General features: G+C 65.0%; 21 protein-coding genes and 1 tRNA gene. 14 read left to right on the top strand and 8 right to left on the bottom strand.

Features of this window, described 5'->3' with window-relative positions; translation table 11 throughout:
- Positions 1–45: 45 nt before the first annotated feature.
- Together C2U70_RS15610 and cysE are read right to left on the bottom strand one after the other, a co-directional pair.
- Positions 46–264 carry a DUF3126 family protein gene (locus C2U70_RS15610; protein ID WP_007602550.1) on the bottom strand — a complete coding sequence of 73 codons (219 nt, stop codon included), beginning with the start codon at positions 262–264 and terminating at the stop codon, positions 46–48.
- Between the two features lie 127 nt (positions 265–391).
- Complete coding sequence (gene cysE / locus C2U70_RS15605; protein WP_140979289.1) at positions 392–1216, bottom strand: serine O-acetyltransferase; 825 nt, start codon at positions 1214–1216, stop codon at positions 392–394.
- Between the two features lie 318 nt (positions 1217–1534).
- Here cysE and C2U70_RS15600 point away from each other — a divergent pair, with 318 nt between their 5' ends.
- The gene (locus tag C2U70_RS15600) at positions 1535–2911 is read left to right on the top strand and encodes a hypothetical protein (RefSeq protein WP_186294284.1); all 1377 of its coding nucleotides are present in this window, start codon (positions 1535–1537) and stop codon (positions 2909–2911) included.
- Between the two features lie 7 nt (positions 2912–2918).
- Here the strand turns inward: C2U70_RS15600 and C2U70_RS15595 are convergent, their stop codons facing one another.
- Positions 2919–3674: an alpha/beta fold hydrolase gene (locus C2U70_RS15595; protein ID WP_140979287.1), complete on the bottom strand. Its 756-nt coding sequence runs from the start codon at positions 3672–3674 to the stop codon at positions 2919–2921.
- Positions 3675–3708: 34 nt separating this feature from the next.
- Entirely contained in the window at positions 3709–4848 is a 1140-nt protein-coding gene (locus tag C2U70_RS15590) for a hypothetical protein (protein WP_140979285.1), read from the bottom strand.
- Between the two features lie 324 nt (positions 4849–5172).
- Between C2U70_RS15590 and C2U70_RS15585 the strand changes: the two genes are divergently transcribed.
- Both C2U70_RS15585 and C2U70_RS15580 read left to right on the top strand, forming a co-directional pair.
- The gene (locus tag C2U70_RS15585; protein ID WP_140979284.1) at positions 5173–5418 is read left to right on the top strand and encodes a zinc-finger domain-containing protein; all 246 of its coding nucleotides are present in this window, start codon (positions 5173–5175) and stop codon (positions 5416–5418) included.
- Positions 5419–5451: 33 nt separating this feature from the next.
- Positions 5452–6654, top strand: a complete 1203-nt coding sequence (locus C2U70_RS15580) for an FAD-dependent monooxygenase (RefSeq protein WP_140979282.1) — start codon at positions 5452–5454, stop codon at positions 6652–6654.
- On the opposite strand, the gene C2U70_RS15575 is transcribed toward C2U70_RS15580, so the two are convergent.
- Complete coding sequence (locus C2U70_RS15575) at positions 6651–7097, bottom strand: twin-arginine translocation pathway signal (protein WP_140979280.1); 447 nt, start codon at positions 7095–7097, stop codon at positions 6651–6653. The two genes, C2U70_RS15580 and C2U70_RS15575, sit on opposite strands and share 4 nt — an antisense overlap.
- Positions 7098–7269: 172 nt before the next feature.
- On the opposite strand from C2U70_RS15575, the gene C2U70_RS15570 reads away from it, so the two are divergent.
- The 3 genes from C2U70_RS15570 (at position 7270) to C2U70_RS15560 (ending at position 9344) form a co-directional block, all read left to right on the top strand.
- Positions 7270–7358 (top strand) — tRNA-Leu (locus C2U70_RS15570).
- A gap of 107 nt (positions 7359–7465) precedes the next feature.
- Positions 7466–7900 carry a PPC domain-containing DNA-binding protein gene (locus tag C2U70_RS15565; RefSeq protein WP_140979278.1) on the top strand — a complete coding sequence of 145 codons (435 nt, stop codon included), beginning with the start codon at positions 7466–7468 and terminating at the stop codon, positions 7898–7900.
- A gap of 196 nt (positions 7901–8096) precedes the next feature.
- Positions 8097–9344, top strand: coding sequence for a multidrug effflux MFS transporter (locus C2U70_RS15560; protein ID WP_140979277.1), 1248 nt, complete (start codon positions 8097–8099; stop codon positions 9342–9344).
- A 90-nt stretch (positions 9345–9434) separates the two neighbouring features.
- Here the strand turns inward: C2U70_RS15560 and C2U70_RS15555 are convergent, their stop codons facing one another.
- Positions 9435–11042, bottom strand: a complete 1608-nt coding sequence (locus C2U70_RS15555) for an ABC transporter substrate-binding protein (protein WP_140979275.1) — start codon at positions 11040–11042, stop codon at positions 9435–9437.
- Positions 11043–11313: 271 nt separating this feature from the next.
- Between C2U70_RS15555 and C2U70_RS15550 the strand changes: the two genes are divergently transcribed.
- The 8 genes from C2U70_RS15550 (at position 11314) to C2U70_RS15510 (ending at position 21788) form a co-directional block, all read left to right on the top strand.
- Positions 11314–12444, top strand: coding sequence for a M20/M25/M40 family metallo-hydrolase (locus C2U70_RS15550; protein ID WP_140979273.1), 1131 nt, complete (start codon positions 11314–11316; stop codon positions 12442–12444).
- A 270-nt stretch (positions 12445–12714) separates the two neighbouring features.
- A complete protein-coding gene (locus C2U70_RS15540) occupies positions 12715–13656 on the top strand; it encodes an ABC transporter permease (protein ID WP_186294283.1) in 942 nt (313 codons plus the stop codon).
- A gap of 14 nt (positions 13657–13670) precedes the next feature.
- On the top strand, positions 13671–14558 hold the full coding sequence (locus tag C2U70_RS15535) for an ABC transporter permease (protein ID WP_140979271.1): 888 nt from the start codon (positions 13671–13673) through the stop codon (positions 14556–14558).
- Between the two features lie 150 nt (positions 14559–14708).
- A complete protein-coding gene (locus C2U70_RS15530; RefSeq protein WP_140979269.1) occupies positions 14709–16358 on the top strand; it encodes an ABC transporter ATP-binding protein in 1650 nt (549 codons plus the stop codon).
- 273 nt (positions 16359–16631) lie between these two features.
- Complete coding sequence (locus C2U70_RS15525; RefSeq protein ID WP_140979267.1) at positions 16632–18137, top strand: M81 family metallopeptidase; 1506 nt, start codon at positions 16632–16634, stop codon at positions 18135–18137.
- Positions 18138–18154: 17 nt separating this feature from the next.
- Positions 18155–19327: a M20 aminoacylase family protein gene (locus C2U70_RS15520; RefSeq protein ID WP_140979265.1), complete on the top strand. Its 1173-nt coding sequence runs from the start codon at positions 18155–18157 to the stop codon at positions 19325–19327.
- The gene (locus tag C2U70_RS15515) at positions 19320–20741 is read left to right on the top strand and encodes an amidase (RefSeq protein ID WP_140979263.1); all 1422 of its coding nucleotides are present in this window, start codon (positions 19320–19322) and stop codon (positions 20739–20741) included. The genes C2U70_RS15520 and C2U70_RS15515 overlap by 8 nt, the downstream gene beginning before the upstream one ends.
- Positions 20742–20897: 156 nt before the next feature.
- The gene (locus C2U70_RS15510) at positions 20898–21788 is read left to right on the top strand and encodes a crotonase/enoyl-CoA hydratase family protein (RefSeq protein WP_140979261.1); all 891 of its coding nucleotides are present in this window, start codon (positions 20898–20900) and stop codon (positions 21786–21788) included.
- 105 nt (positions 21789–21893) lie between these two features.
- On the opposite strand, the gene C2U70_RS15505 is transcribed toward C2U70_RS15510, so the two are convergent.
- Positions 21894–22871 (bottom strand): NADPH:quinone oxidoreductase family protein, encoded by a 978-nt coding sequence (locus tag C2U70_RS15505; protein ID WP_140979259.1) that lies wholly within the window; start codon positions 22869–22871, stop codon positions 21894–21896.
- Positions 22871–23479, bottom strand: coding sequence for a 2-hydroxychromene-2-carboxylate isomerase (locus C2U70_RS15500; protein ID WP_140979257.1), 609 nt, complete (start codon positions 23477–23479; stop codon positions 22871–22873). Before C2U70_RS15500 ends, C2U70_RS15505 begins: the two co-directional genes overlap by 1 nt.
- Positions 23480–23576 lie beyond the last annotated feature (97 nt).

Genomic DNA, 23576 nt, shown 5'->3' with positions numbered 1-23576 from the left:
TGCGCCGACCCGTTGGCTCCATCCGGGCTACGAGCGTCGGCAGCGCTATTCCTGGTCGACGAGATCGTCTTCGAGGATCGCCATCTGGAACTGGAAGGAGCGGTCGTCGTCCTCGTCGTCGACGAAGAGCACGCCGATGAATTCCTCGCCGATGTAGACCTCGGCGGAATCGTCCTTCTTCGGCCGCGGCACGACGCGAATCTTGGGATTGCCGAACACGCGCTTCAGATACGCGTCGAGCTTCCTCACTTCTTTGACGTCCACGGCAAGTCTCCAATCGAATTTTGTTCGGCGGGTTTTAGGACGAGACGCGACCAACCGCCAGCATCAATTCACAAAGAATGTTGGGGACTTTGGGGCCGGAAAACCCGGCCCCACGGCCATCAGGGCCTCAAAGCCCCATGGCGTTGATCATCTGGTCCATGGTGCGCGACGGTTCGGCGCAGCCGGCCTCGCCGACGATCTTGGCGGGAACGCCAGCGACCGTGACGTTGTGCGGCACGGGCTTGACCACGACCGAGCCCGCCGCGATGCGCGCGCAATGGCCGACTTCGATGTTGCCCAGAATCTTGGCTCCCGCCCCGATCATCACGCCGCGGCGAATCTTCGGGTGGCGGTCCTCGTTCTCCTTGCCGGTGCCGCCGAGCGTGACGCCGTGCAGGATCGAGACGTCGTCCTCGATCACGGCCGTCTCGCCGACGACGAAGCCTGTCGCATGATCCAGGAAGATGCCGCGGCCAATCTTGGCGGCCGGATTGATGTCGGTCTGGAACACCGCCGAGGCGCGGCTCTGCAAGTAGTAGGCAAAATCCTTGCGGCCCTTCAGCCAGAGCCAGTGCGCGAGACGATGGGTCTGGATGGCGTGAAAGCCCTTGAAGTAGAGCAAGGGATCGATGAAGCGCGAGGTCGCGGGATCGCGGTCATAGACGGCGACGAGATCGGCGCGGAAGGCGTTGCCGAGATCGGGATCGTCGCGCAGCGCCTCGTCAAAGGTCTGGCGCACGAGGTCGCCCGACAGCGCGGCATGATCAAGCCGCTCGGCGATGCGGTGGATCACCGCGTCTTCGAGGCGGCTGTGATGCAGGACGCTCGAATAGATGAAGGACGCAAGCTCCGGCTCGCGGCGGACGATGTCCTCCGCCTCGCCCCTGATCCGATCCCAGATCGGATCAAGTGCGGCCAGCTTTCCTCCCGGATTGACCTGATGGACTGCCATTGGATTTCTCTTCCCGGTTTTCCTGAGGTTTTCTTGCGCTTGCGCGCGACACCGCCCGTTTGCTTGATCTATAGCACAGCTTAAGCGCCTGCGCCCGAGTAGGCTTGCCTGAGAGTGAACAGCGGCTTGCCGTTCGAACACCCGCCAACGCGTTGAATTAAAAGACTTTCTTACGCCACCCCATGCGTGACTTGGTCCGTTCATGGTCGGTTCAAGGTGGTCAGCGTTTGCTGGAATTCAAGCCGGTGGCGTCAAACTATTGGTGAATTTCGTGGCACGCGCTATTTCGGCCATGGTCGCCGACGCGACGGAGACGATGTGAGCATCACCACCGATATCTCGCGCAGCCGCACCACCAGCTCGGCCTGGCTGGGGCTGGCGGTCATTGCGCTGCCCCTTCTCCTGATCGCGCCGGCGTTCTGGAATGGTTATGCGCTGCTTCAGTGGGATACCGGCGGCTATCTGGCGCGCTGGTACGAGGGCTATCTGGTGCCGAGCCGCTCGACGGTGTTCGGGCTCTATCTGCATATGGGCGAGAGCTCGGGCTTCTGGATCAACCTCGCGATCCAGTCGCTGGCGACGCTATGGCTGTTGCAACTGACGCTGCGCGTGCTCGGGATGATGCAGACGTCGCGCTTCGTCGCGATCGGTCTCCTCCTCATCGTATCGACTGCGCTGCCCTGGCTCGCCAGCATGCTGCTGACCGACATCTTTGCAGGACTGTCGGTGTTGTCGCTATTCCTTCTCGTCGTCGGCGGCAGGCGGATCTCGACGACGGAAAGAATCTCGCTGTTCGTCTTCACCGCCTTTGCCGCGGCAACCCATAGCGCGACGCTCGGCGTGCTGCTCGGGCTGTGCCTGGTCGGCTGGATGGCGTGGCCGCTCCTGCGCCGGCGCATTCCGGTCGCGGGCCTGGTCCAGGGCAGCCTGACCATCGTCGCCGGCGGGTTGATGCTGCTTGCGGCGAACTTTGCGCTGTCGGGCAATTGGGCCTGGACGCCCGGCGGTTACGGCGTCGCCTTCGGCCGCATGATGCAGGACGGCATCGTCGCGCGCTATCTGAACGACCATTGCCCGCGCGAAAAATTCAAGCTCTGCCCCTATCGCAACGTGCTGCCCGCGACCGCCGACGAATTCTTGTGGGGCAACAGCATGTTCAACACGCTCGGCCGGTTCGAGGGGATGAACGACGAGATGAGCTACATCGTCGTGCACGCGCTCGCCGAGTATCCGGCCTGGCAGGCGCAGGCGGCGTTGCGGGCGGTCGGCCAGCAATTGCTGCATGTTGCGACCGGCGAAGGCACCAATGGCTGGATCCCGCACACCTATGGGATCATCGCGCGCTACGTCCCCTCGCAGGTCGCGCCGATGCGTGCCGCGCGCCAACAGCACTGGGGCCTCGATTTCGCGTACGTCAACTGGCTGCACGTTCCCACAGCGCTCGCCTCGATGCTGGGGCTGATCGCGCTGCTCGGACATGCGCTGGCGCGCCGCCGGCTCGATGATCTGACGCTGCTGGCGAGCACGGTGGCGCTGGCGCTGCTCGGCAACGCCTTCATCTGCGCGGTGATCTCAGGACCGCACGACCGTTACGGCGCGCGGATGGTCTGGCTTGCCACCTTCGTCGTGCTGGCGGCGCTGGCGCGCGTCATCGGCGGCGACAATGCTGCCGACGCGCCGTCATCGCCGGCGTGACGGGCCGTCATCGCCGGCGTGACAGGAAATCGATCACGCCCGTCTTGTAGACCTTGTCGCCGACCGCGCGCATGTGGTCGCGGTTGGGAATGTCCAGCACTTCCGAACCGGGAATGAGTTCGCCGAGCGCGTGCGCGGAGCCGGCGACGTCGTCGGTGGTGCCGACCGCGATCAACACGGGCACGTCGATGCGCGCGGCTTCCTGCCCGGTCATGAGATCGCGGGTGCCGCGCAGGCATGCGGCGAGCGCCTTGCGGTCGGAGCGGGTTTGGTCGGCAAACGCCCGAAACGTCCGCCCGACGGGATCGGTGACGTCGTCGAGCGAAGGCGCCTCCAGCGCCTCGGCCACTTTCTCGCCGGGGCCGGTGCCCTCGATCAGGCCGCCGATGCCGATGCCGCCGAGGATCGCCGAACGCAGCCGCTGCGGCTCGTTGAGCCCGATCCAGGCCGCCATCCGCCCGCCCATCGAATAGCCCATGATGTCGGCCTGCGGGATTGCGAGATGGTCCATCAGTGCCAGCACGTCACCGGCCATGATCGGAATGGAATATTGCGCGGAATCGTAGAGCTTTTGGGACTCGCCATGGCCGCGATTGTCGAGCGCGATCACGCGGCGGCCGTTCTTGCGCAGCTCGGAGACCCAGGTCGGATAGACCCAGTTGACGTTCTTGGTCGAGGCAAAGCCGTGCACCAGGAAGATCGGTTCGCCCTCGCCTTCGTCGAGATAGGCAATTTCAACGGCGCCGTTGTGGAAACTCGGCATCATCAGGTCCGCGTCTGTTGGGGAGAGGACGATACTAGGCCGTGACGGCCGCCGCCGCCAGAGCGGCCTCGCGTGCTTCGGCCTCGGCCCGGCGTCGCCGCCGTGCCTTGCCGCGGTCAATCCACGACTGGGTCAGGCGTTCCGTCATCGCCTTGATCGACGACAACAGGCCGAGCAGCGTGAAGGCCGCACCCAGGATCCACATCGTGAAATTGAAGGCGCCGGTGACGAGCAGCAGCGCGCCGCGGCCGAGCAGCTTCATGATGGCGCGAGTCTTGCCGCCCTGCGCTTCCGCGAGCCGCGCAGCGCGCGCGACGTCCTTCGGGCCCTCGGCAATGCGCAGCGTATCCATCGCGCCGCGCGTGCCGGTCTTCTCGGCGACGCGCGTGACGTCCTTGCCGAGGCGGACCAGCGCACCGGCCTTTTCGGCGCGGAACGCGGCCTTGATCGCACCGACGCTTTCACCCGGGCGGAACATCGAGCTCGAAGCGACCGCCTTCTGCAGCGCGGGCGTATCGACGACCTCGCGCGCGGAGCGGCCGGCCCAGGCAGCCAGCCCCTCGCCGATCCGGCCGACCTTGCGGGCGTCCTTCACCAGCGACAATCCGGCGCGCACCGGCGTGGCGCCGCCGACGGAAATATAGGTTGCCGCCGTCACCGCGAGGCCAGCGGTGGCAAGCCCGAGCACGAGGTGATCGGTCTCCTCGCCCATGGCAAGATGCTTGCCCTCGCGCACGACGTCCCTGACGTCGCCGAACACGAAGAGATCGCCGGCAACCGTGCCGGAGAGGCTCGCGACATCGTCGGCATTGCCGGTGACGAGGCCGGTGGCAAAACGCTTGGCGAAATGCGTGGTCGAATTCTCGTCCCTCACCGCATCGTTGACGCGGGTCAACAGGCCGTCCGGCAGCGCGATGTTGCGCTCGCGCGCGAGCTCGACAAAGGAGTTGGCGAGATCGGCATCGCCGGCGGCAAGGGCGGCCTCGATATTTTGGGGAATGAGCGCGGGATTGTTCGCCAGGACGGCGTCGAGCTGCAGCTCCGACAGCGCGGCCGGATCGTCCTGCGCGGCGAGGATTGCGGCAGAGTCGCGCGCATGCGGCGCGATCCGCACGAGCGTGAAGGCGCAGGCGACGAGGCCTGTCACGGCAAAGCTGATTCGCAGCCATTTCATGCGTAAGACCTGGACGCAAAATTTGGAGCTTTGCTGCTCATCTGCCTGCCGATTCGGCCCGCAATTGGGCCCTTCCATCGTCCACAGACATAGTATGCCAAATTTGCGACACAACGTCCCCGACGAAAGAAGGGCTTCTCCGGAACGACAAGAAAGTGTCGAATTTGCCTTGCGCAAATGAGCATGGGGCAGTTGCGAGCCTTGAATTTGGTTCCACTGGACTAGCAATCATCTGCACCCGCCAGTATGGTCCGCGGCGTTTTCAGGATGCCGCGTCAGTTTGGTTGCGTTCTGACGCCCTTTGCCACTCCAGGATGAGTTCCGATGTCCGACCATGTCGTCCCGCACTTCCACAACGATGCCGGTGTTCCCGTCATCGAAATCGGCTCGCAGGAATTCATGTGCGTCGGCGCCAATCCTCCGTTCGACCATCCGCACGTGTTCCTGGACCTCGGCAACGACAACGAGATCATCTGCCCGTACTGCTCGACGCTGTACCGCTTCGCGGCCGACCTGAAGGCGGGTGAAGCCCGCCCGCCGGAATGCGTGGTGAAGGACAAGGCCGCCTGACGGCGGTCTGTTAAGTCTGATAGTCCTGTTGGTGTGGCGGTCTCCCGGACGATCTTCATCGCAGGCGCCGGTATCGGCGGATTGACGGCGGCGCTCGCGCTCGCCGCAAAAGGCTTTCGCGTCGTCGTGCTGGAAAAGGCCGAGCGGCTCGAGGAAGTCGGCGCCGGCCTGCAACTCTCTCCCAATGCCAGCCGCATCCTGGTCGAGCTCGGCCTCACCGAACGCCTGCGCCTGCGCGCGGTGGTGCCGGAAGCGGTCAGCATCATGAGCGCGCGCGCCGGCGGCGAGCTCTTGCGCCTGCCGCTCGGCGAGGCGGCCGCAGCGCGCGCCGGTGCGCCCTATTGGGTGGTGCACCGGGCCGATCTGCAGGCGGCGCTCGCGGCGCAGGTTGCGGACCATCCCGATATCGAGCTGCGTCTCGGCGCCACCTTCGAGGACGTGGCGGCCCATGCGCGCGGGCTCACCGTGGTTCATCGCATCGGCAATTCCCGTGCAAGCGACGTTGCGAGCGTGCTGGTCGGCGCCGACGGCATCTGGTCGACGGTGCGGCAGCATCTGTTTCCCGAGGTGCAGCCGCGCTTCTCCGGCCTGATCGCCTGGCGCGGCACGTTCGAGGCCACGCAACTGCCGAAGGAATACACCTCGCGCCGCGTGCAGCTCTGGATGGGCCCGGGCGCCCATCTCGTCGCCTATCCGATCGCGGGCGGCCGCCAGATCAACGTGGTCGCGATCGTGCCGGGGACCTGGAACAGGCCGGGCTGGAGCACGCCCGGCGATCCCTTCGAGGTGATGGAGGCCTTCCCCGCGCCGCGCTGGCCGGGCCCGGCGCGGATGATGCTGACGGCCGTCGACAGCTGGCGCAAATGGGCGCTGTTCGGCGTGCCCGAGGGCTGCGACTGGAGCAAGGGATCAGTCGCGCTGCTCGGCGATGCCGTGCACGCGATGCTGCCCTTTGCAGCCCAGGGCGCCGGCATGGCGATCGAGGATGCGGCCGTGCTGGCGCAGCACCTTGCCGGCAACGCGACGGAGAGCGCGGCCAGCATCGCGGCGGCGCTGAAGCAATATGGCCGCGCCCGCCGTGCACGCGTGAAGCGTGTCCAGCGCACGGCGCGGCAGCAGGGCCAGATCTATCATCTCACCGGCCCCTTGGCGCTGGCGCGCGATCTGTCGATCCGTGCGCTCGGCCCGGAGCGCATGCTGGCGCGGCAGGACTGGATCTACGGCTGGAAGGTTTAGTAGACCGCGCTCCCTGAGCGCGATGGCTGCGGCCGCGGCGTGCCGGCGGGCGCGATGACGGGCGGCGTAGGCGGCGCGCCGGCCACGGCTGCGCCAGGTACGGATTCCCGGCAGCGGTTCTTGCGCCAGGCCTCTTCGGCAAAATGCCGCTGCCCCTGGATCGCCACATAGTCGTTGCGATAGGCCACCTCGGACACGAGAGCGCCGCCGACGCCGGTCTCGGCCTTGTCCATCAGCTTCTGCAGGTCGGCGGTGCGTGCAGCCAGCGACTTGCGCTCGGCCTCGAGCTGCTTGCACTCCCACAATTCATATTTGCCGGGGTCGGCGAAGGCCGGACTGATCGTATCGCCGACGCTGGCGCAGCCGGACAGCGCGGCCGCGGAGACGAGCAGCGCCGACAGTGCGCAGCAGGCGCGCAGACGGTTTGAGGTGGAGACGAACATGCCGGATCAATAGTCCCCTTGAATTGAGAATGCCTAAAGCAGGGCGAGATGTCCGGATTGAGGCTTTGCGTTAGCTGGCCGGCTCGCTTAAGGAAGAAGTCGCCTTCCGGTCCCAGAAAGCCAATTCCAGCAGGCCGGAAAACGCATTAAGTCTTTGATCTCGTTGGATCAAGCGGGCATGGCGGAATTGGTAGACGCAAGGGACTTAAAATCCCTCGGCGCGAAAGCGCTGTGCCGGTTCGATTCCGGCTGCCCGCACCAGCATTTCGTCCGCGCACCTCACCGAAGCGCAATCTAAGGCGCCCCGCAGCTGGAGGAACAACGCGCCATCGCGGCTGTTGAACCTCCACACTCACACGGGCGCTACGATGAAATTCCGATGCCTCAAGGACGCGCCGGCGCGCATTTTTGTCCTCGTCCTCGAGCCCGGCGAGGACGCGTTTCATGCCATCAGCGAATTCGCCGATCGCGAGAGCATCACCGGCGCGTCGGTCACCGCGATCGGCGCATTCTCGCAGGCCAGGGTCGGCTGGTTCGATCTGGCGAAGAAGCAATACAAGCCGATCGAGGTGAGCGAGCAATGCGAAGTGCTGAGCCTGCTCGGCGACCTCGCCGAGGGCGATGACGGCAAGGCCAGCCTGCATCTGCATGCGGTGCTGGGGTTGAAGGACGGCTCGGTCCGCGGCGGCCATCTGCTCTCAGGCATCGTGCAACCGACGCTAGAGGTCACCATCGCCGAGACCGCGGCGCATCTGCGTCGCAAGAGGCGCGAGGATCTCGGCATCGCGTTGATCAAGTTGTGATCGGCGCGGGATCGACTCGAGCTCGCGGCAGCGGGGCCTTTGCGCGGCGAATCTGCTCCTCCACCGCTCGCAGCATCACGGCCCTTCACCTTTAATTGTCCCGTATTGACCGCGCTGGCCGTCAGCCATCCCCAAACAGGGGTTGTGCGTCGCAGCATGATGGCTACAACCACCTCTGCAATGCAGGGGTAGTTTCGTGTCCGACGTGAATGCCGACAGTTGGGTGTCCTCGGGACACCGTCCGATGGGATTTCCCGAATTCGTCATCGTGATCGCCGCCATCATGGCGCTCAATCCGCTGGCGATGGACATGATGCTGCCGGCGCTGCCCAATATCGGGACGGCGTTCAAGATTCCCGTCGCCAATCATCTGCAACTCGTGCTGTCGACCTTCCTGATCGGATTTGGCGTCGGCCAGTTCGTCATGGGCCCCTTGTCGGACCGCTTCGGACGGCGGCCGGTGCTGCTCGGCGGCATGACGGTCTATGCGATCGCCAGCGTGCTCGCGATCGCCGCGCCCTCCTTCGAGACGCTGCTGCTCGCCCGCGCGCTGCAGGGGCTTGGCACCTCGGCGACGCGCGTCATCGCCACCTCGATCGTGCGCGACTGCTATGTCGGCCGCCGCATGGCGAGCGTGATGTCGCTCGCCATGATGGTGTTCATCGCCGTGCCCGTGGTCGCGCCGTCCTTCGGCCAGGCCGTGCTGCTGCTCACGCAATGGCGCGGCATCTTCGTCGTGCTGATGCTCTACGGCCTGCTCGCGCTGGCATGGAGCGTGTTGCGCCTGCCCGAGACCCTGCCGCAGAGCGAGCGACGCTCGCTCGCGCCGCGCGATGTACTCGATGCCTTCAGGCAGACCGTCACCAACCGCCAGACCATCGGCTACGCGCTCGCGACCGGCGGCGTGATCGGCGCGCTGTTCGCCTATGTGTTCTCGGCCCAGCAGGTTTTCGTCGGCATCTACCAACTCGGCCATTATTTTCCGATCGCGTTCGCGGCCATCGCGGCCGGCACGGCGATCGCCGCCTTCCTCAACGCCCGGCTGGTCGGGCGGCTCGGGATGCGCGTGATCTCGCACGGCGCATTGACGCTCTACGCCGTCGTCGCAGGCGCGATGCTGTTTGCCGAGTACCTGCATGCGCTGCCGCTTTCGCTGTTCCTGGCGCTGTCGGCGCTGATGATGTTCGCGTTCGGCATGATGATCGCGAACTTCACCGCGCTCGCGATGGAGCCGCAGGGCCACATCGCCGGCACCGCCTCCTCGCTCTACGGCTCGATCACGACGCTGGTCGGGATCGCGATCGGCATCGTCATGGGCCAGAGCTTTGACGGCACGCTGCTGCCGTTTGCGACCGGCTTCTTCCTCTGCACGCTGGCCTCGCTCGCGATCGTGCTGGTTGTCGAGAAGGGACGGTTGTTCCGGCCGCATCACCACGCGGCGTAAGAAGCGCGCAACGACGGTCACTCAAGCAGAAACGGCGCCGCTGATGTCAGCGGCGCCGTTCGTCGTTGAGGCAGATGGCGCAGGAACGCCCTACTCCGACTTGTCCATGTTCCAGAACACCGGGGTGGCCGGGCCGTCGATCACGCCGGTGATCGACTTCCGCCACGCGCTCGCAGCCTGGTACTGGCCGAGCGGCACGTAGATGACCTGATCGTAGGCTTCCTTCTGGATCTCGGCCGCGATCTTCTTCTGCTCGTCGAGCGAAGCCGCGCGGACGAACTTGTCCTTGAGCTCTTCGATCTTGGCGTTCTCCGCCCAGCCGAACCAGCCCTTCTTGCCGAGACCGCTGATCGACAGGTTGGCGATCGGGTTGGAGACGTCGGCGCTGACCCAATTGGTGAAGAACATGTTCCAGCCGCCCTCCTTGACCGGCTTCTGGCTGGCGCGACGGCTCACCACCGTCTGCCAGTCGGTCGCCTGGAGGTCGACCTTGAAGCCGGCATCGCGGAGCGCCTGGGCGGCGACGATCGGCTGCGCCTTCAGCGTCACGACGTCGCCGGGCGCCATGATCACGATCGGCGTGCCGTCGTAACCGGACTCGGCGAGCGCCTTCTTGGCTTCCGCCATGCCGTTGCCCTTCACCAGCGTTTCGGAGCCGACGTCGGTTGCGAACGGCGTGTCGCAGATGAAGAACGCGCCGCAGACCTTGTAGTATTTGGGATTGCCGATCAGCGCGTCGAGCACGTCCTTCTGGTTCATCGCCAGCAACGCGGCACGGCGGACCTTCACGTTGTCGAACGGCGGAAGCAGGAAGTTCATGCGCCCAAGCGTCTGGAAGCCGAACTTGTTCAGCACCTCGACCTTGAGGTTCTTGTCGGCTTCGAGCACCGGAATGAGGTCGAACGCCGGGTTCTCGATGAAGTCGATGTCGCCCGACTGCAGCGCGTTCACCGCGGTCTGCGAGTCCGGCATGGTGATCCACTCGACGCGGTCGACCTTCACGACCTTGCCGCCGGCGGTCCAGCTCGAGGGCTCCTTGCGCGGCACGTAGTCGGTGTTCTTGACGTAGACCGCCTTCACGCCCGGCTGGAATTCACCCTGCACGAACTTGAAAGGACCGGAGCCGACCTGCTCGGGGATCTGCTTGTCGGCCGGCGTCTCGGCGAGGCGCTTCGGCATCATGAAGGCGACGCGCGAAGACGGCTTGCCGATCGAATCGAGCACCAGGCCGTAGGGCTCCTTCAGCTTCAGCGTGATGGTCTTGGGATCGGTCGCCTCGATCGAGGCGGTGAAGTCCATCAGCTTCTGGCCCATGCCGTCGACCGCGGCCCAGCGCTTCAGCGAGGCGACGCAGTCTTCCGCGGTGACGGGCGCGCCGTCATGCCACTTCAGGCCGTCGCGCAGCGTGAAGGTGTAGGTGAGCTTGTCGTCGGAGATCTTCCAGTCCGCCATCTGCGGCTGAATCTTGAAGTTCGAATCGGTCGAGATCAGCGTGTCGTAGACCATGTAGCCATGGTCGCGCGTGATGTAGGCCGTGGTGAAGATCGGATCGATGATGCGCAAATCGGAGTGCATCACCGCCGTGATCGTCTTGCCTGCGGCGAGCACGGGCGTAGCCAGTGCCGTCGACAGCGCGAGGATGGACAGCGCAAGTTTGGAGACGAGCGAGCGATGTCTCCGGCGCGTGAAGTTGATCATTTGGAAGTTTCTCCTGACGTGAAACTGGTCAAAGGCGGGTTATTGCTTGTGCATTCGGTTCGTTCTTTAGGCGACCTAACGTGTTGCAACGCCTTCATCTTTTCGAGACTTGCATCAAGCACGCAGGCCGTCAATCCGCTTTCCTTGCATGCCCCGCGCGGCGACTGCACGGGCTCTCGGTGTCTGCATTTCACTTTACAAAGCCGCCCGCAGAACATTCCCTGACGCGCGCGAGCCTGTTGCGCCGCGCGCGAAGCCTGAGAGACCGGTCATGAATCCAGCCAATCTTCCCTTTGATTCCGAGGCCATGCTGCAAGGCTTGCGCGCCTGGGTGGAATGCGAGAGCCCGACCTGGGACGCAAACGCCGTCAACCGCATGCTGGACCTCGCGGCGCGCGACATGGCGATCATGGGTGCGACGATCGAGCGCATCGCCGGCCGGCAGGGCTTTGGCGGCGTGGTCCGCGCGCGCTTTCCCCATCCGCGGCAGGGCGAGCCGGGCATCCTGATCGCCGGCCACATGGATACGGTGCATCCGGTCGGCACCATCGAGAAGCTGACATGGCGGCGCGAGGGCAACAAATGCTACGGCCCCGGCATCTTCGACATGAAGGGCGGCAACTACCTCTCGCTCGAGGCGATCCGACAGTTGGCGCGTGCGTCCTTCACCACGCCGCTGCCGATCACCGTGCTGTTCACGCCCGACGAGGAAGTCGGCACGCCCTCGACGCGAGACATCATCGAGGCGGAGGCTGCGCGCAATAAATACGTGCTGGTGCCGGAACCGGGCCGCGCCGACAACGGCGTCGTCACCGGCCGCTATGCGATCGCGCGCTTCAACCTGGAAGCCACGGGACGGCCGAGCCATGCCGGCGCGACGCTGTCCTCCGGGCGTTCCGCGATACGAGAAATGGCGCGGCAGATCCTGGCGATCGACGCCATGACGACGGACGACTGCACCTTCTCGGTCGGCATCGTGCATGGCGGCCAATGGGTCAATTGCGTTGCCACGACGGCGACCGGGGAAGCGCTCTCGATGGCGAAGCGCCAGGCCGATCTCGACCGCGGCGTCGAGAAGATGCTGGCGCTGTCAGGAACCAGCAACGACGTCTCCTTCAAGGTGACGCGCGGCGTTACCCGTCCGGTGTGGGAACCCGATGCCGGCACCATGGCGCTCTATGAAAAGGCGCGCGGTCTCGCAAAACAGCTGGGCGCCGAATTGCCCCATGCCAGCGCCGGCGGCGGCTCCGACGGCAACTTCACCGGCGCGATGGGCATCCCCACCCTCGACGGCCTGGGCGTGCGTGGTGCCAACGCACACACGCTGGACGAGCACATCGAGGTCGACAGCCTCGCCGAGCGCGGCCGGCTGATGGCGGGGCTTTTGGCGACGCTGGAGTGACGGCGAAGCCATCATTCCACATTGCGCAAGTGCGCAACGGGGATGGTCCGAAGGACCAGACCTCCGAGCGCAATTGCGCTTCGGGGAATCTCGAGATTCCGGGTTCGATGCTTTGCATCGCCCCGGAATGACAGAGATAACTTCACAAATCCAATTGGCTGCACCGCAAAAACGGCACGTCCGATGGCACGGGAATTGCTGAAATGTTAGGCTCGTGGCAGCCTGCCGCCGGCGTCACCGCCGATTTGACTCTAATCTGACGGATCCAACTTGCTGGGATATCTCGTTCGCCGAATCTTCGCCGCCGTGCCCGTGATGGGTGTGGTGGCGCTGTTTGTCTTTCTCCTGCTCCGGCTCACCCCGGGCGACCCCGCCGCGATCCTCGCCGGCGACAACGCGACGCCCGAACGGCTCGAGCGCATCCGCGAGACGCTTGGCCTCAACGAGCCCCTGATCGTGCAGTTCATCACCTGGGTGAACCGGCTGTTGCATGGCGATCTCGGCACGTCGCTGATCTCCAACATACCGGTGTTGAAGATGATCAGTCAGCGCGTCGAGCCGTCGATCTCGCTTGCGCTGTGCACCATCATCCTCGCGGTCGTGGTCGCGGTCCCCCTCGGCGTGATTGCCGCCTGGAAGCACGGCACCTGGATCGACCGCTTCGTGATGGGCCTCTCCGTGCTCGGCTTCTCGGTACCGGTGTTCGTGGTCGGCTATGTCCTGATCCAGCTCTTTGCGATCGACCTGCGCTGGGTGCCGGTGCAGGGCTTCAAAAGCATCACGGCAGGCTTCGGACCGTTCTTCGAGCGCATCGTGCTGCCGACCTGCGCGCTCTCCTTCATCTATATCGCGCTGATCGCGCGCATGACCCGCGCGGCGATGCTCGACGTGCTCGGTGAGGATTATGTCCGCACCGCACGCGCCAAGGGCATCAACGAAACCGCGGTGCTGCTGCGGCACGCGCTGCGCAACGCCGCCGTGCCGGTCATCACCGTGATCGGCACCGGCTTTGCGCTGCTGATCTCGGGCGTCGTCGTCACCGAGAGCGTCTTCAACATTCCCGGTATCGGCCGCCTCACGGTGGATGCGGTGCTGGCGCGCGATTATCCGGTGATCCAGGCGATGATCCTTCTGACCTCGCTGGTCTACGTCACCGTCAACCTCCTGATCGACGTCGCCTACACGCTGCTCGATCCGCGGATCCGGTACTGAGGAACGGTTCAGACATGTCCATCGAAACCCTTCCCGAACCGTCAATCCCGATCACGACGCCGCTGCGTCCGCGCTTCGGCTTCCTGACGTCGACACCGATCATCGCGACCGCCACGGTCTGCCTTGGCCTGATCATCATCGTATCGATCCTCGCGCCGCTGATCGCGCCGCATGACCCGATCCTGCTGGCGCCCTCGCAGCGGCTGAAGCCGACGTCTGCACAATTCCTGCTTGGGACCGACGCCTTTGGCCGCGATCTGCTCTCGCGCGTCGTCTATGGCGGGCGTATCTCGCTGTTCATCGGAATCGGCTGCGCCATCCTGTCGGTCGCGATCGGCCTCGCAATCGGCCTCGTCTCCGGCTTCTTCAAGCTGGTCGACGCTGTCATGATGCGCGTGATGGACGGTCTGATGGCGATGCCGAGCATTTTGCTCGCGATCGCAGTGGTGTCTTTGTCCGGCGCCAGCATCTGGACCGTGATGGTCGCTATCACCATCCCCGAAATCCCGCGCGTCGCCCGCCTCGTCCGCTCGGTCGTATTGTCGGCACGGGAGGAACCCTATGTCGAGGCGGCGATCTCGGTCGGCTCAAGCCTGCCCAAGATCATGGTGCGACACCTGATGCCGAACACGATCGCGCCGTTGATCGTGCAAGGCACCTATGTCTGCGCCTCCGCAATCCTCACCGAGGCCATCCTGTCCTTCCTCGGCGCCGGCATCTCGCCGGAGACGCCGACCTGGGGCAACATCATGGCCGAGGGACGCCAGTTCTTCCAGATCAAGCCGTCGCTGATCTTCTGGCCCGGCCTGCTGCTGTCGATCGCCATCCTCAGCATCAACCTGATCGGCGACGCCGCGCGCGACGCCCTCGATCCGCGCATGAAGCAGCGGGAGGGGAAGTGAGACAGGTAACGCCGTCATTCCGGGGCGCGCCTCTTGGCGCGAGCCCGGAATCCATCTCACCGCTTGTCCTGACGCCCGATGGATTCCGGGCTCGCGCTACGCGCGCCCCCATTGCGCGATTGCGCAATGTGGAATGACGAAAGAGCTTGCATGACCAACACCATCCTCGACATCAACAACCTCGTCGTGTCCATCGGCAAGAAGCCGAACGGACCAAAGATCATCGACGGCATCTCGCTCCAGGTGCACGAGCGCGAGACGCTGTGTGTGGTCGGCGAAAGCGGCTCGGGCAAGTCGGTGACGTCGCTGACCGTGATGGGCCTGCTGCAGAAGGGCACGCTGGTTCCGACCGCCGGCAGCGTGAAGCTGGTCGGCGAAGAGATTTTGACCGCGACCGACCGCCGCCTGCGGCAGTTGCGCGCCACGCAAATGGCGATGATCTTTCAGGAGCCGATGACGGCGCTCAATCCGGTCGTTCCCGTCGGTCGGCAGATCGACGAAGTCCTGCGCGCCCACACAGATCTCGATGCCAAGGCGCGAAAGAAACGCATCCTCGAGATGATGGAGCAAGTCCACCTGCCCCAGGTCGAGCGCATTTTTGCCTCCTACCCGCATCGGCTGTCCGGCGGCCAGCGTCAGCGCATCATGATCGCGATGGCGCTGGTGCTCGAACCGAAACTGCTCATCGCGGACGAGCCGACCACCGCGCTCGACGTCACCACGCAGAAGCAGATCCTCTCGCTGATCCGCGAGCTGCAGCGCGTCCACGGCACCGCCGTTCTGTTCATCACCCATGACATGGGTGTGGTGGCCGAGATCGCCGACCGCGTTGCCGTGATGCGGCAGGGGCGCCTGGTCGAAACGGGCACGCTCGACTCCATCCTGCGCAATCCGACGATGGAATATACCCGCAACCTGCTGGCCTCGGTGCCGAGCCTGGTGCCGCGTGCGGCACGCGCGGAAACCAGGGAACCCGTGGTGCTGGAGGCCAACGACCTCGGCAAGGTCTATCGCGAGCGAACGTTCTTCGGCAAAGGCCGCGAGGTCGTCGCCGCCGACAAGGTCACGCTCACGCTCCGCAAGGGCCGCACGCTCGGCATCGTCGGCGAGAGCGGCTCGGGCAAGTCCACGGTCGCCCGCTGCATCGTTCGCCTGATCGACCCGACCTCAGGCGGGGTGCGGCTCGCGGGCCGCGAGATTTCGGACCTGTCGCGACGGCTGTTGCAGCCGCATCGGCAGAAGATCCAGATCGTGTTCCAGGATCCCTATCGCTCGCTCAACCCGCGCGTCACCATCGGCGAGAGCATCGCGGAAGGCCCGATCAACTACGGCGTTCCGCGCGCGGATGCGCTCAAGCGTGCCCGCGAGCTATTGGAACTCGTCGGCCTGCCGGCCGACGCTGTGTCGCGCTATCCACACCAGTTCTCCGGCGGCCAGCGCCAGCGCATCGCCATTGCCCGCGCCCTCGCACTCGATCCCGACGTGCTGGTCGCCGACGAAGCCGTCTCCGCGCTCGACGTCTCCGTGCAGGCGCAGGTTCTGGAACTCTTGGACGAGATTCAGAAGCGGCTCGGCATCGCCCTCCTGTTCATCACCCACGATCTGCGCGTCGCGGCCCAGATCTGCGACGAGGTGGTGGTGATGCAGCACGGCCGTGTCGTCGAACAGGGCCCGGCGGCAGAGGTGCTGACGCATCCCAAGGAGGCCTACACCAAGGCGCTGCTCGATGCAGCACCGGGCCGCGGCTGGGATTTTGCGAATTTTCGGCCGGTCGCGGAGGGTGTGGCGGCGAGCGCGTAGCTCTTTCCGCCGTCATTCCGGGGCATCGCGAAGCGATGAGCCCGGAATCCATCGGGCCGCGGATTCTGCTGCGCAATGGATTCTCAGGTGCGCAATTGCGCACCATAGCTCGCGCCCAAGAGGGCGCGCCCCGGAATGACGGCGGATGCATTGGCTTCGCTCTCACCATTCCCGAAACAGCTTGACGCCATGCGCGGCGCGACTGTCTCCGTTGCTTGCTCTTGCCGCAAAGGCGGGTAACGTCGCCCGCACAAATCGCTTGGACCAAACTGAATGACACGCATCGCCGTCGGCGGCTTCCTGCACGAGACCAACACCTTTGCGCCGACGAAGGCGACGTTCGCCGACTTCCAGCATGGCGGCGGCTGGCCGGCGATGACCGAAGGCGCCGATGTGCTGAAAGTGATGCGCCGCATCAATGTCGGGCTTGCCGGTTTCGTCGATGCGGCTGATGCCAATGGCTGGGGGCTCATCCCGACCATTGCCTGCGGTGCGAGCCCGTCGGCGCATGTCACCGAGGACGCCTTCGAGCGCATCGTGACGGTGATGGTCGACGGCATTGCCGCGGCCGGCCCGCTCGACGCCGTCTATCTCGATCTCCACGGCGCCATGGTCACCGAGCATCTTGACGACGGTGAAGGCGAAATCCTGCGGCGCGTACGCGGTGTGATCGGGAAGAACGTTCCGCTCGTCGTCAGCCTCGACCTGCACGCCAACGTCACGCCCGAGATGGTCGCGCATGCGGATGCGCTGATCGCCTACCGCACCTATCCCCATGTCGACATGGCCGAGACCGGACGTGCCTGCGCAAGACATCTCGCGCTGCTGCTGAAGACCAGGCAGCCGCTCGCAAAAGCGTTCCGGCAATTGCCGTTCCTGATCGCGATCAGTTGGCAATGCACCAACGACTTTCCGACCAAAGGCATCTACGACAAGCTCGCCGCGCTCGAGAGCGACGCGGTCCCCACCCTCTCCTTCGCGCCGGGTTTTCCCGCCGCCGATTTCCACGATTGCGGACCGAGCGTGTTCGCCTATGGCGTGACGCAGGACGACGCCGACCGCGCGGCGGATGCGATCGTAAAACTGATCGAGAGCCACGAAGACGACTTTGACGGCAAGATCTGGTCGCCCGACGAAGGTATCCGTCACGCGATGGAGCTCGCCAAGAGCGCAACCAAGCCGATCATCATCGCCGACACCCAGGACAATCCCGGCGCCGGCGGCGATTCCGACACCACGGGCATGCTGCGCGCGCTGGTGCGCAACAAGGCAAGTGCGGCGACCGGCGTGATCTATGATCCCGTCTCGGCGAAGGCCGCGCACGCGGCCGGCGTCGGCACGACCGTCACCTTGTCGCTCGGCGGCAAGTCCGGCATTCCCGGCGACGAGCCCTACACCGAGACGTTCATCGTCGAAAAACTCAGCGATGGCCGCTTCGTCGCGCCCGGCCCTTATTATGGTGGTCGCGAGATGGAGATGGGCCCGTCGGCCGCCTTGCGCATCGGCGACGTCCGCGTGGTCGTGTCTTCGCACAAGGCGCAGCTCGCCGATCAAGCGATGTACCGCTATGTCGGCATCGAGCCGACCGAGCAGGCGATCCTCGTCAACAAGAGCTCCGTGCATTTCCGCGCCGATTTCGAGCCGATCGCGGAAAAACTCATGATCTGCGCCGCGCCGGGCGCGATGCCCGCCGACACCGCGACGCTACCCTGGACACGGCTGCGTCCGGGCATCCGCCTCAAGCCAAACGGCCCCGCATTCAATCCCCCTTCCCGCTAACCGACAGAAGAGAACCGATGCCCACCATTGAACGTATCGACGGCTATGCCGACGAACTCACCGCCATCCGCCGCGACCTTCACGCCCATCCGGAGATCGGGTTCGAGGAGGTCCGCACGTCGGGCATCGTCGCCGACAAGCTGACGAGCTGGGGTATCGAGGTGCATCGCGGTCTCGGCGGCACTGGCGTGATCGGCGTCATCAAGGGCAAGGGCACCGGCAGCAAGCGCATTGGCCTGCGCGCCGACATGGACGCGCTGCCGATGGAAGAGAATACCAATTTGAAATGGAGTTCAAAAATTCCAGGCCGGTTCCACGGCTGCGGCCATGACGGCCACACCACCATGCTGCTCGGCACCGCGCGCTATCTCGCCGAGACAAAGAATTTTGACGGCACCGTGCATCTGATCTTCCAGCCGGCCGAAGAAGGCCTCGGCGGCGCCCGCGCCATGATCAAGGACGGATTGTTCGAGAAATTCCCCTGCGACGAACTCTACGGCCTGCACAACGCGCCCGATCTCAATCACGGCGAGATCGCGATCCTGCCTGGCCCGGCAATGGCCAGCGCCGACTTCTTCGACCTCCGCATCACCGGCTATGGCGCGCATGGCGCGATGCCCGAGCGCTCCAAGGACGCGGTCGTGATCGCGACCACACTGGCGCAGGCGATCCAGACCATCGTCAGCCGCAACGTTGATCCGCTTCAGGCTGCGGTCGTTTCGATCACCCAGATCCATGCGGGCTCCGCCTACAACGTCATTCCCGGCGACGCGCATCTTTGCGGCACCATCCGCACCTTCTCGAAAGAAGTCCGCACCCTGGTCAGCGAACGCATCCGTACGATCTGCGCCGGCATCGCGAGCGCCTATCAATGCGTGATCGACGTCGACATCCGCGACACCTTCAACGTGCTGGTCAACCAGGTCGAGCAGTCCAAGGTGGTCGAGGACGTCGCGCGCACCATCGTCGATCCCGCCAAGGTGATCACGCGCACTACGCCGAAGATGGGCAGCGAAGATTTCGCCGACATGCTGGAAACCATCCCGGGCGCCTATTTCTGGGTCGGGCATGACGGCTCGGTGCCCGTGCACAACCCCGGCTTCGTGCTCGACGACAAGATCCTGCCGATCGGCGCCAGCATGTTCGCCCGCATCATCGAAACGCGCATGCCGGTCGGAGCTCATGCATAAGCCGCGTACCGAGGAGGCAGTCACCTCGCTGCACGATCTGTCCGCGGTCGATCTGATCGCGGGCTATCGCGCAAAGCAGTTCTCGCCGAGCGAGGTGCTGGAGGATTTGCTCGCGCATGTCGCATTGTGGGAGCCGCAGCTTAGGGCGCTCTACGCCTTCGATCCCGACGGTGCGCGCGCGGCCGCGGAAGCCTCGACCGCGCGCTGGTCCGGCGGCGAGCCCTCCGGCCCGCTCGACGGTGTGCCTGTCACGATCAAGGACAACATCGCGACCAAGGGCGTGCCGGTGCCGCTGGGTGCGGCCAGCGTCAAGCTGGTGCCGGCGGAGAAGGATGCGCCGCCGGCCGCGCGCCTGCGCGAAGCCGGTGCGATCCTGTTCGCGAAGACCACGATGCCGGATTACGGCATGCTGTCGTCGGGGCTTTCGAGCTTTCATGCGCTCGCCCGCAATCCTTGGGATATCACCAAGAATCCCGGTGGCTCGAGCGCAGGTGCCGGAGCAGCCGGTGCGGCCGGCTACGGTCCCCTGCATCTCGGTACCGATATCGGCGGCTCGATCCGGCTGCCGGCGGGCTGGTGCGGCCTCGTCGGCCTGAAGCCGAGCTTCGGCCGCGTGCCGATCGATCCGCCCTATGTCGGCCGCGTCGCGGGCCCCATGACCCGCACGGTCGATGATTGCGCGCTGATGATGAGCGTGATCGCAAAGCCCGACCGGAGCGACGGCATGAGCCTGCCCGCCGACACCATCAACTGGAAGGCGCTGGAAAAATCGCCGCGCAAGCTGCGGATCGGGCTGATGCTCGATCTTGGCGTCGGCCAGCCGCTGGAGAAGCCGGTGCGCGACGTCGCGGTGAAGGCAGCAAAAGCGTTTGAATCCGCCGGCGCTGTCGTCACCGAAGTCGACGGCATCCTGACGCGCGAAATGCTCGACGGTCTCGACAATTTCTGGCGCGCGCGGATGTGGGATGACCTCTCAAAACTCACGTCCGACGAGCAGGCAAGAGTGCTGCCCTACATCTTCAAATGGGGTGCGTCGGGCGAAAAACTCTCCGGCGTCGACGTCATCAGGGGCTTCAACCAGACCATGGCGATCCGCGCTGCCGCAAAATCGCTGTTCTGCGAGCTCGACTATCTGATCTCGCCGACCGCGCCGAACGTGAACTATCCGGCCGAGTTCGCCTCGCCCCTCAACGATCCCATGAAGCCGTTCGAACACATCTGCTATACCGTGCCGTGGAATATGTCGGAGAACCCGGCGATTTCAATCAACGGCGGCTACGACGCCAAGGGATTTCCCATCGGCGTGCAGATCGTCGGCCGCCGCTTCGACGATATCGGCGTGCTCGGCATGGCCAAGGCCTTTGAAGGCCTGCGTGGCCCGCAGCGGCCCTGGCCGCGGCCGCCCGCGAAGTAGCGGCCGTTCAGTCATTCCGGGTTGCGCCCTCTTGGCGCAAGCCCGGAATCCATTTCTCCGCGCATTGTGCCGATGAATGGATTCCGGGCCTGCGTGCTTCGCACGCATCCCGGAATGACGTGCTACAAATCAAGAGAACAAGGGAAGGAAACCGCCATGGCGTATGAGACCATCAGATACGAGGTCGCCGATCAGATCCTCACCATCACGCTGAACCGGCCCGACAAGCTCAACGCCTTCAACGGACAAATGCAGCAGGAGTTGATCGACGCGTTCGACGCCGCCGACAAGGACGACAATGTCCGCGCCATCATCGTCACCGGTGCGGGTCGCGGCTTCTGCGCTGGCGCCGACCTCTCCTCCGGCGCCAACACCTTTGACCGCGATGCGCGGCGCGGGCCCGTGAAGCGGCTTGCGAACGGTGCGGTGGACTACAGCGATCCGCAGGTGCGCGACGGCGGCGGCCAGGTGACGCTCCGCATCTTCAAATGCCTCAAGCCCGTGATCGCGGCCGTAAACGGCCCCGCCGTCGGCATCGGCGTCACCATGCAGCTTGCGATGGACATCCGCATCGCCTCCGACGCGGCGCGTTTCGGCTTCGTGTTCTCCCAGCGTGGCATCGTGCCCGAGGCCGCCTCGAGCTGGTTCCTGCCGCGCATCGTCGGCATCTCGCAGGCGCTGGAATGGTGCTATTCGGGCCGCGTCTTCCCGGCGCAGGAAGCGCTCGCCGGCCGCCTCGTCAGCAAGGTCGTAGCCCCGGATGACCTGCTGCCGACCGCGCGCGCGCTCGCCAAGGAGTTTGCAGCGAAGACCGCGCCTGTGTCGGTAGCGCTGATCCGTCAGATGATGTGGCGCATGATGGGCGCGGACGATCCGATGGAGGCCCACAAGGTCGACAGCCGCGGCATCTACGCCCGCGGCCGTTCGGAGGACGTCAAGGAAGGCGTGGTCTCGTTCCTGGAGAAGCGCCCGGCGCAGTTCAAGAACAAGGTGTCGAGCGACATGCCGGATTATTTCCCGTGGTGGACGGAGCGTGAGTACAAATGACGAAGCCGTAGGGTGGGCAAAGCGAAGCGTGCCCACCACTTGTGTCGAGATCAAGGAAAGATGGTGGGCACGGCGCAAGAGCGCCTTTGCCCACCCTCGGCAGCTTCACTCCATCACCAGCGCCACACGCCCGATCGCCTTGCGGTCGATCAACAGCCGCATCGCCTTGGCGTAATCTTGCAGCGGCAGGCGGTGCGAGACGTTGGGACGGAGTTTTCCCTCCTCGGCCCATTGCAAGAGCGCCTTCAGCCTGATCGCGCCGAGCGCCGGGTTCCTGCGCACGGCTTCGCCGGCGCGCACGCCGAGCACGCTCGCCCCCTTGATCAGCAGCAGGTTGGTTTTCGCCGAGCCGATGCCGCCGGTGAACCCGATCACCAGCAGCCTCGCGCCCCAGGCGATGCAGCGCATCGAGTTCTCAAAGACTTCGCCACCAACGGGATCGAACACGACGTCAACGCCGCGGCCGTCGGTGATGCGCTTGACGGCATCGCGGAATGGTTCCTGGTCGTAGCGCACGAGATGATCGGCGCCGCGCGCCTTTGCGATTGCGAGCTTCTCATCGCTGGATGCAGTTGCGATCACGGTGGCGCCCAGCATCTTGCCGAGCTCGACCGCGGCAAGCCCCACGCCGCCGCCGGCGCCGTGCACCAGCAGCACCTCGCCTGGCACGACCTTTCCGCGGTCGATCAGCGCATGATAGGCCGTGCCGTGTCCGGCCAGGAACGTCGCGGCCTCGGCATAATCGAAGGTCGACGGCATCTTTGTAAGCTGCGCCGCCGAGACGATGGCCTCGTCGGTGAAGGCGCCGTGCCGCATCTTGACGATCATCCTGTCGCCGACGGCGACGCCCTTCACGTCCACGCCGATCTCGGTAACGTCGCCGGCAGCTTCCATGCCCGGCGTGAACGGCAGCTCCGGCTTGAGCTGGTACTCGCCCGCCGCCATCAGCACGTCGGGGAAATTGAGCCCGGCCGCGCGGATGGCAACGCGTACCTCGCCTGGCTTCAACGGCCGCGACGGAAATTCCTCGAGCCGCAGTGTCTCGGGCGCACCGAGCGTGCGGCAAACGACGGCGCGAACCATCAGGCGACACTCGCCTTGCGGCGCAAAATCGCCTCGCGGATCAGCGGCAGGCGGTCATTGCCAAAATACATGTCGGTCTTGTCGACGAAGATCGTGGGCGACCCGAACCCGCCGCGCGCAATGACCTCCTCGGTATTGGCCTTGAGCTGGTCCTTGATCCCCTGCTCCGAAATGCCGGCGAAGAATTTTTGCTCGTCGATGCCGACCTTCTTGCAGACCTCCGAAAGCACCGCGTCCTGCGAGATGTCCTTGTCGCCACCCCAATAGGTCTCGAACACCGCGGTCGCGAACGGCACCATATCCTTGCCCAGCCAGATGCAGCCGCGCATCGCTTTCACACTGTTCACCGGAAACACCGTCGGCGGCATCTTGATCGCAAGGCCCGCCGAGCGCGCCCAGTCCTGAAGGTCCTTCTTCATGTAACGCGCCTTCAACGGCACCGGCGTCTCGCGCTGGGCGTAGACGCTGGGGTTCACCGTATTGAAGATGCCGCCGACCAGGATCGGCCGCCAGACAATCTCGACGCCGAGCTCTTTTGCGAGAGGCTGGATGTTGTGGAAGGCGAGATAGGTCCAGGGGCTGGAACAGTCGAAGAAGAATTCAATCATGGCGTTTCCTTGCGTTTCTCTTGCTTTCGTCATTCCGGGATGCGCCGAAACGGCGCAGGCCCGGAATCCATACTCCCGATCGTGGTTATGGATTCCG

The sequence above is a fragment of the Bradyrhizobium guangdongense genome (assembly GCF_006483445.1).
GTDB classification, from domain to species: domain Bacteria; phylum Pseudomonadota; class Alphaproteobacteria; order Rhizobiales; family Xanthobacteraceae; genus Bradyrhizobium; species Bradyrhizobium guangdongense_A.
The sequence above is the reverse complement of the archived record's forward strand: the minus strand, read 5'-3'. Positions and strand labels throughout refer to the sequence as shown.

Excerpts from the sequence above, each read along its gene's own strand:
- C2U70_RS15555 (WP_140979275.1), bottom strand. The coding sequence starts at position 11,042 with ATGATCAACTTCACGCGCCGGAGACATCGCTCGCTCGTCTCCAAACTT.
- C2U70_RS15515 (WP_140979263.1), top strand. The coding sequence starts at position 19,320 with ATGCATAAGCCGCGTACCGAGGAGGCAGTCACCTCGCTGCACGATCTG.
- cysE (WP_140979289.1), bottom strand. The coding sequence starts at position 1,216 with ATGGCAGTCCATCAGGTCAATCCGGGAGGAAAGCTGGCCGCACTTGAT.
- C2U70_RS15565 (WP_140979278.1), top strand. The coding sequence starts at position 7,466 with ATGAAATTCCGATGCCTCAAGGACGCGCCGGCGCGCATTTTTGTCCTC.
- C2U70_RS15525 (WP_140979267.1), top strand. The coding sequence starts at position 16,632 with ATGACACGCATCGCCGTCGGCGGCTTCCTGCACGAGACCAACACCTTT.
- C2U70_RS15590 (WP_140979285.1), bottom strand. The coding sequence starts at position 4,848 with ATGAAATGGCTGCGAATCAGCTTTGCCGTGACAGGCCTCGTCGCCTGC.
- C2U70_RS15535 (WP_140979271.1), top strand. The coding sequence starts at position 13,671 with ATGTCCATCGAAACCCTTCCCGAACCGTCAATCCCGATCACGACGCCG.
- C2U70_RS15510 (WP_140979261.1), top strand. The coding sequence starts at position 20,898 with ATGGCGTATGAGACCATCAGATACGAGGTCGCCGATCAGATCCTCACC.
- C2U70_RS15530 (WP_140979269.1), top strand. The coding sequence starts at position 14,709 with ATGACCAACACCATCCTCGACATCAACAACCTCGTCGTGTCCATCGGC.
- C2U70_RS15520 (WP_140979265.1), top strand. The coding sequence starts at position 18,155 with ATGCCCACCATTGAACGTATCGACGGCTATGCCGACGAACTCACCGCC.
- C2U70_RS15500 (WP_140979257.1), bottom strand. The coding sequence starts at position 23,479 with ATGATTGAATTCTTCTTCGACTGTTCCAGCCCCTGGACCTATCTCGCC.
- C2U70_RS15575 (WP_140979280.1), bottom strand. The coding sequence starts at position 7,097 with ATGTTCGTCTCCACCTCAAACCGTCTGCGCGCCTGCTGCGCACTGTCG.
- C2U70_RS15505 (WP_140979259.1), bottom strand. The coding sequence starts at position 22,871 with ATGGTTCGCGCCGTCGTTTGCCGCACGCTCGGTGCGCCCGAGACACTG.
- C2U70_RS15585 (WP_140979284.1), top strand. The coding sequence starts at position 5,173 with ATGTCCGACCATGTCGTCCCGCACTTCCACAACGATGCCGGTGTTCCC.
- C2U70_RS15595 (WP_140979287.1), bottom strand. The coding sequence starts at position 3,674 with ATGCCGAGTTTCCACAACGGCGCCGTTGAAATTGCCTATCTCGACGAA.
- C2U70_RS15550 (WP_140979273.1), top strand. The coding sequence starts at position 11,314 with ATGAATCCAGCCAATCTTCCCTTTGATTCCGAGGCCATGCTGCAAGGC.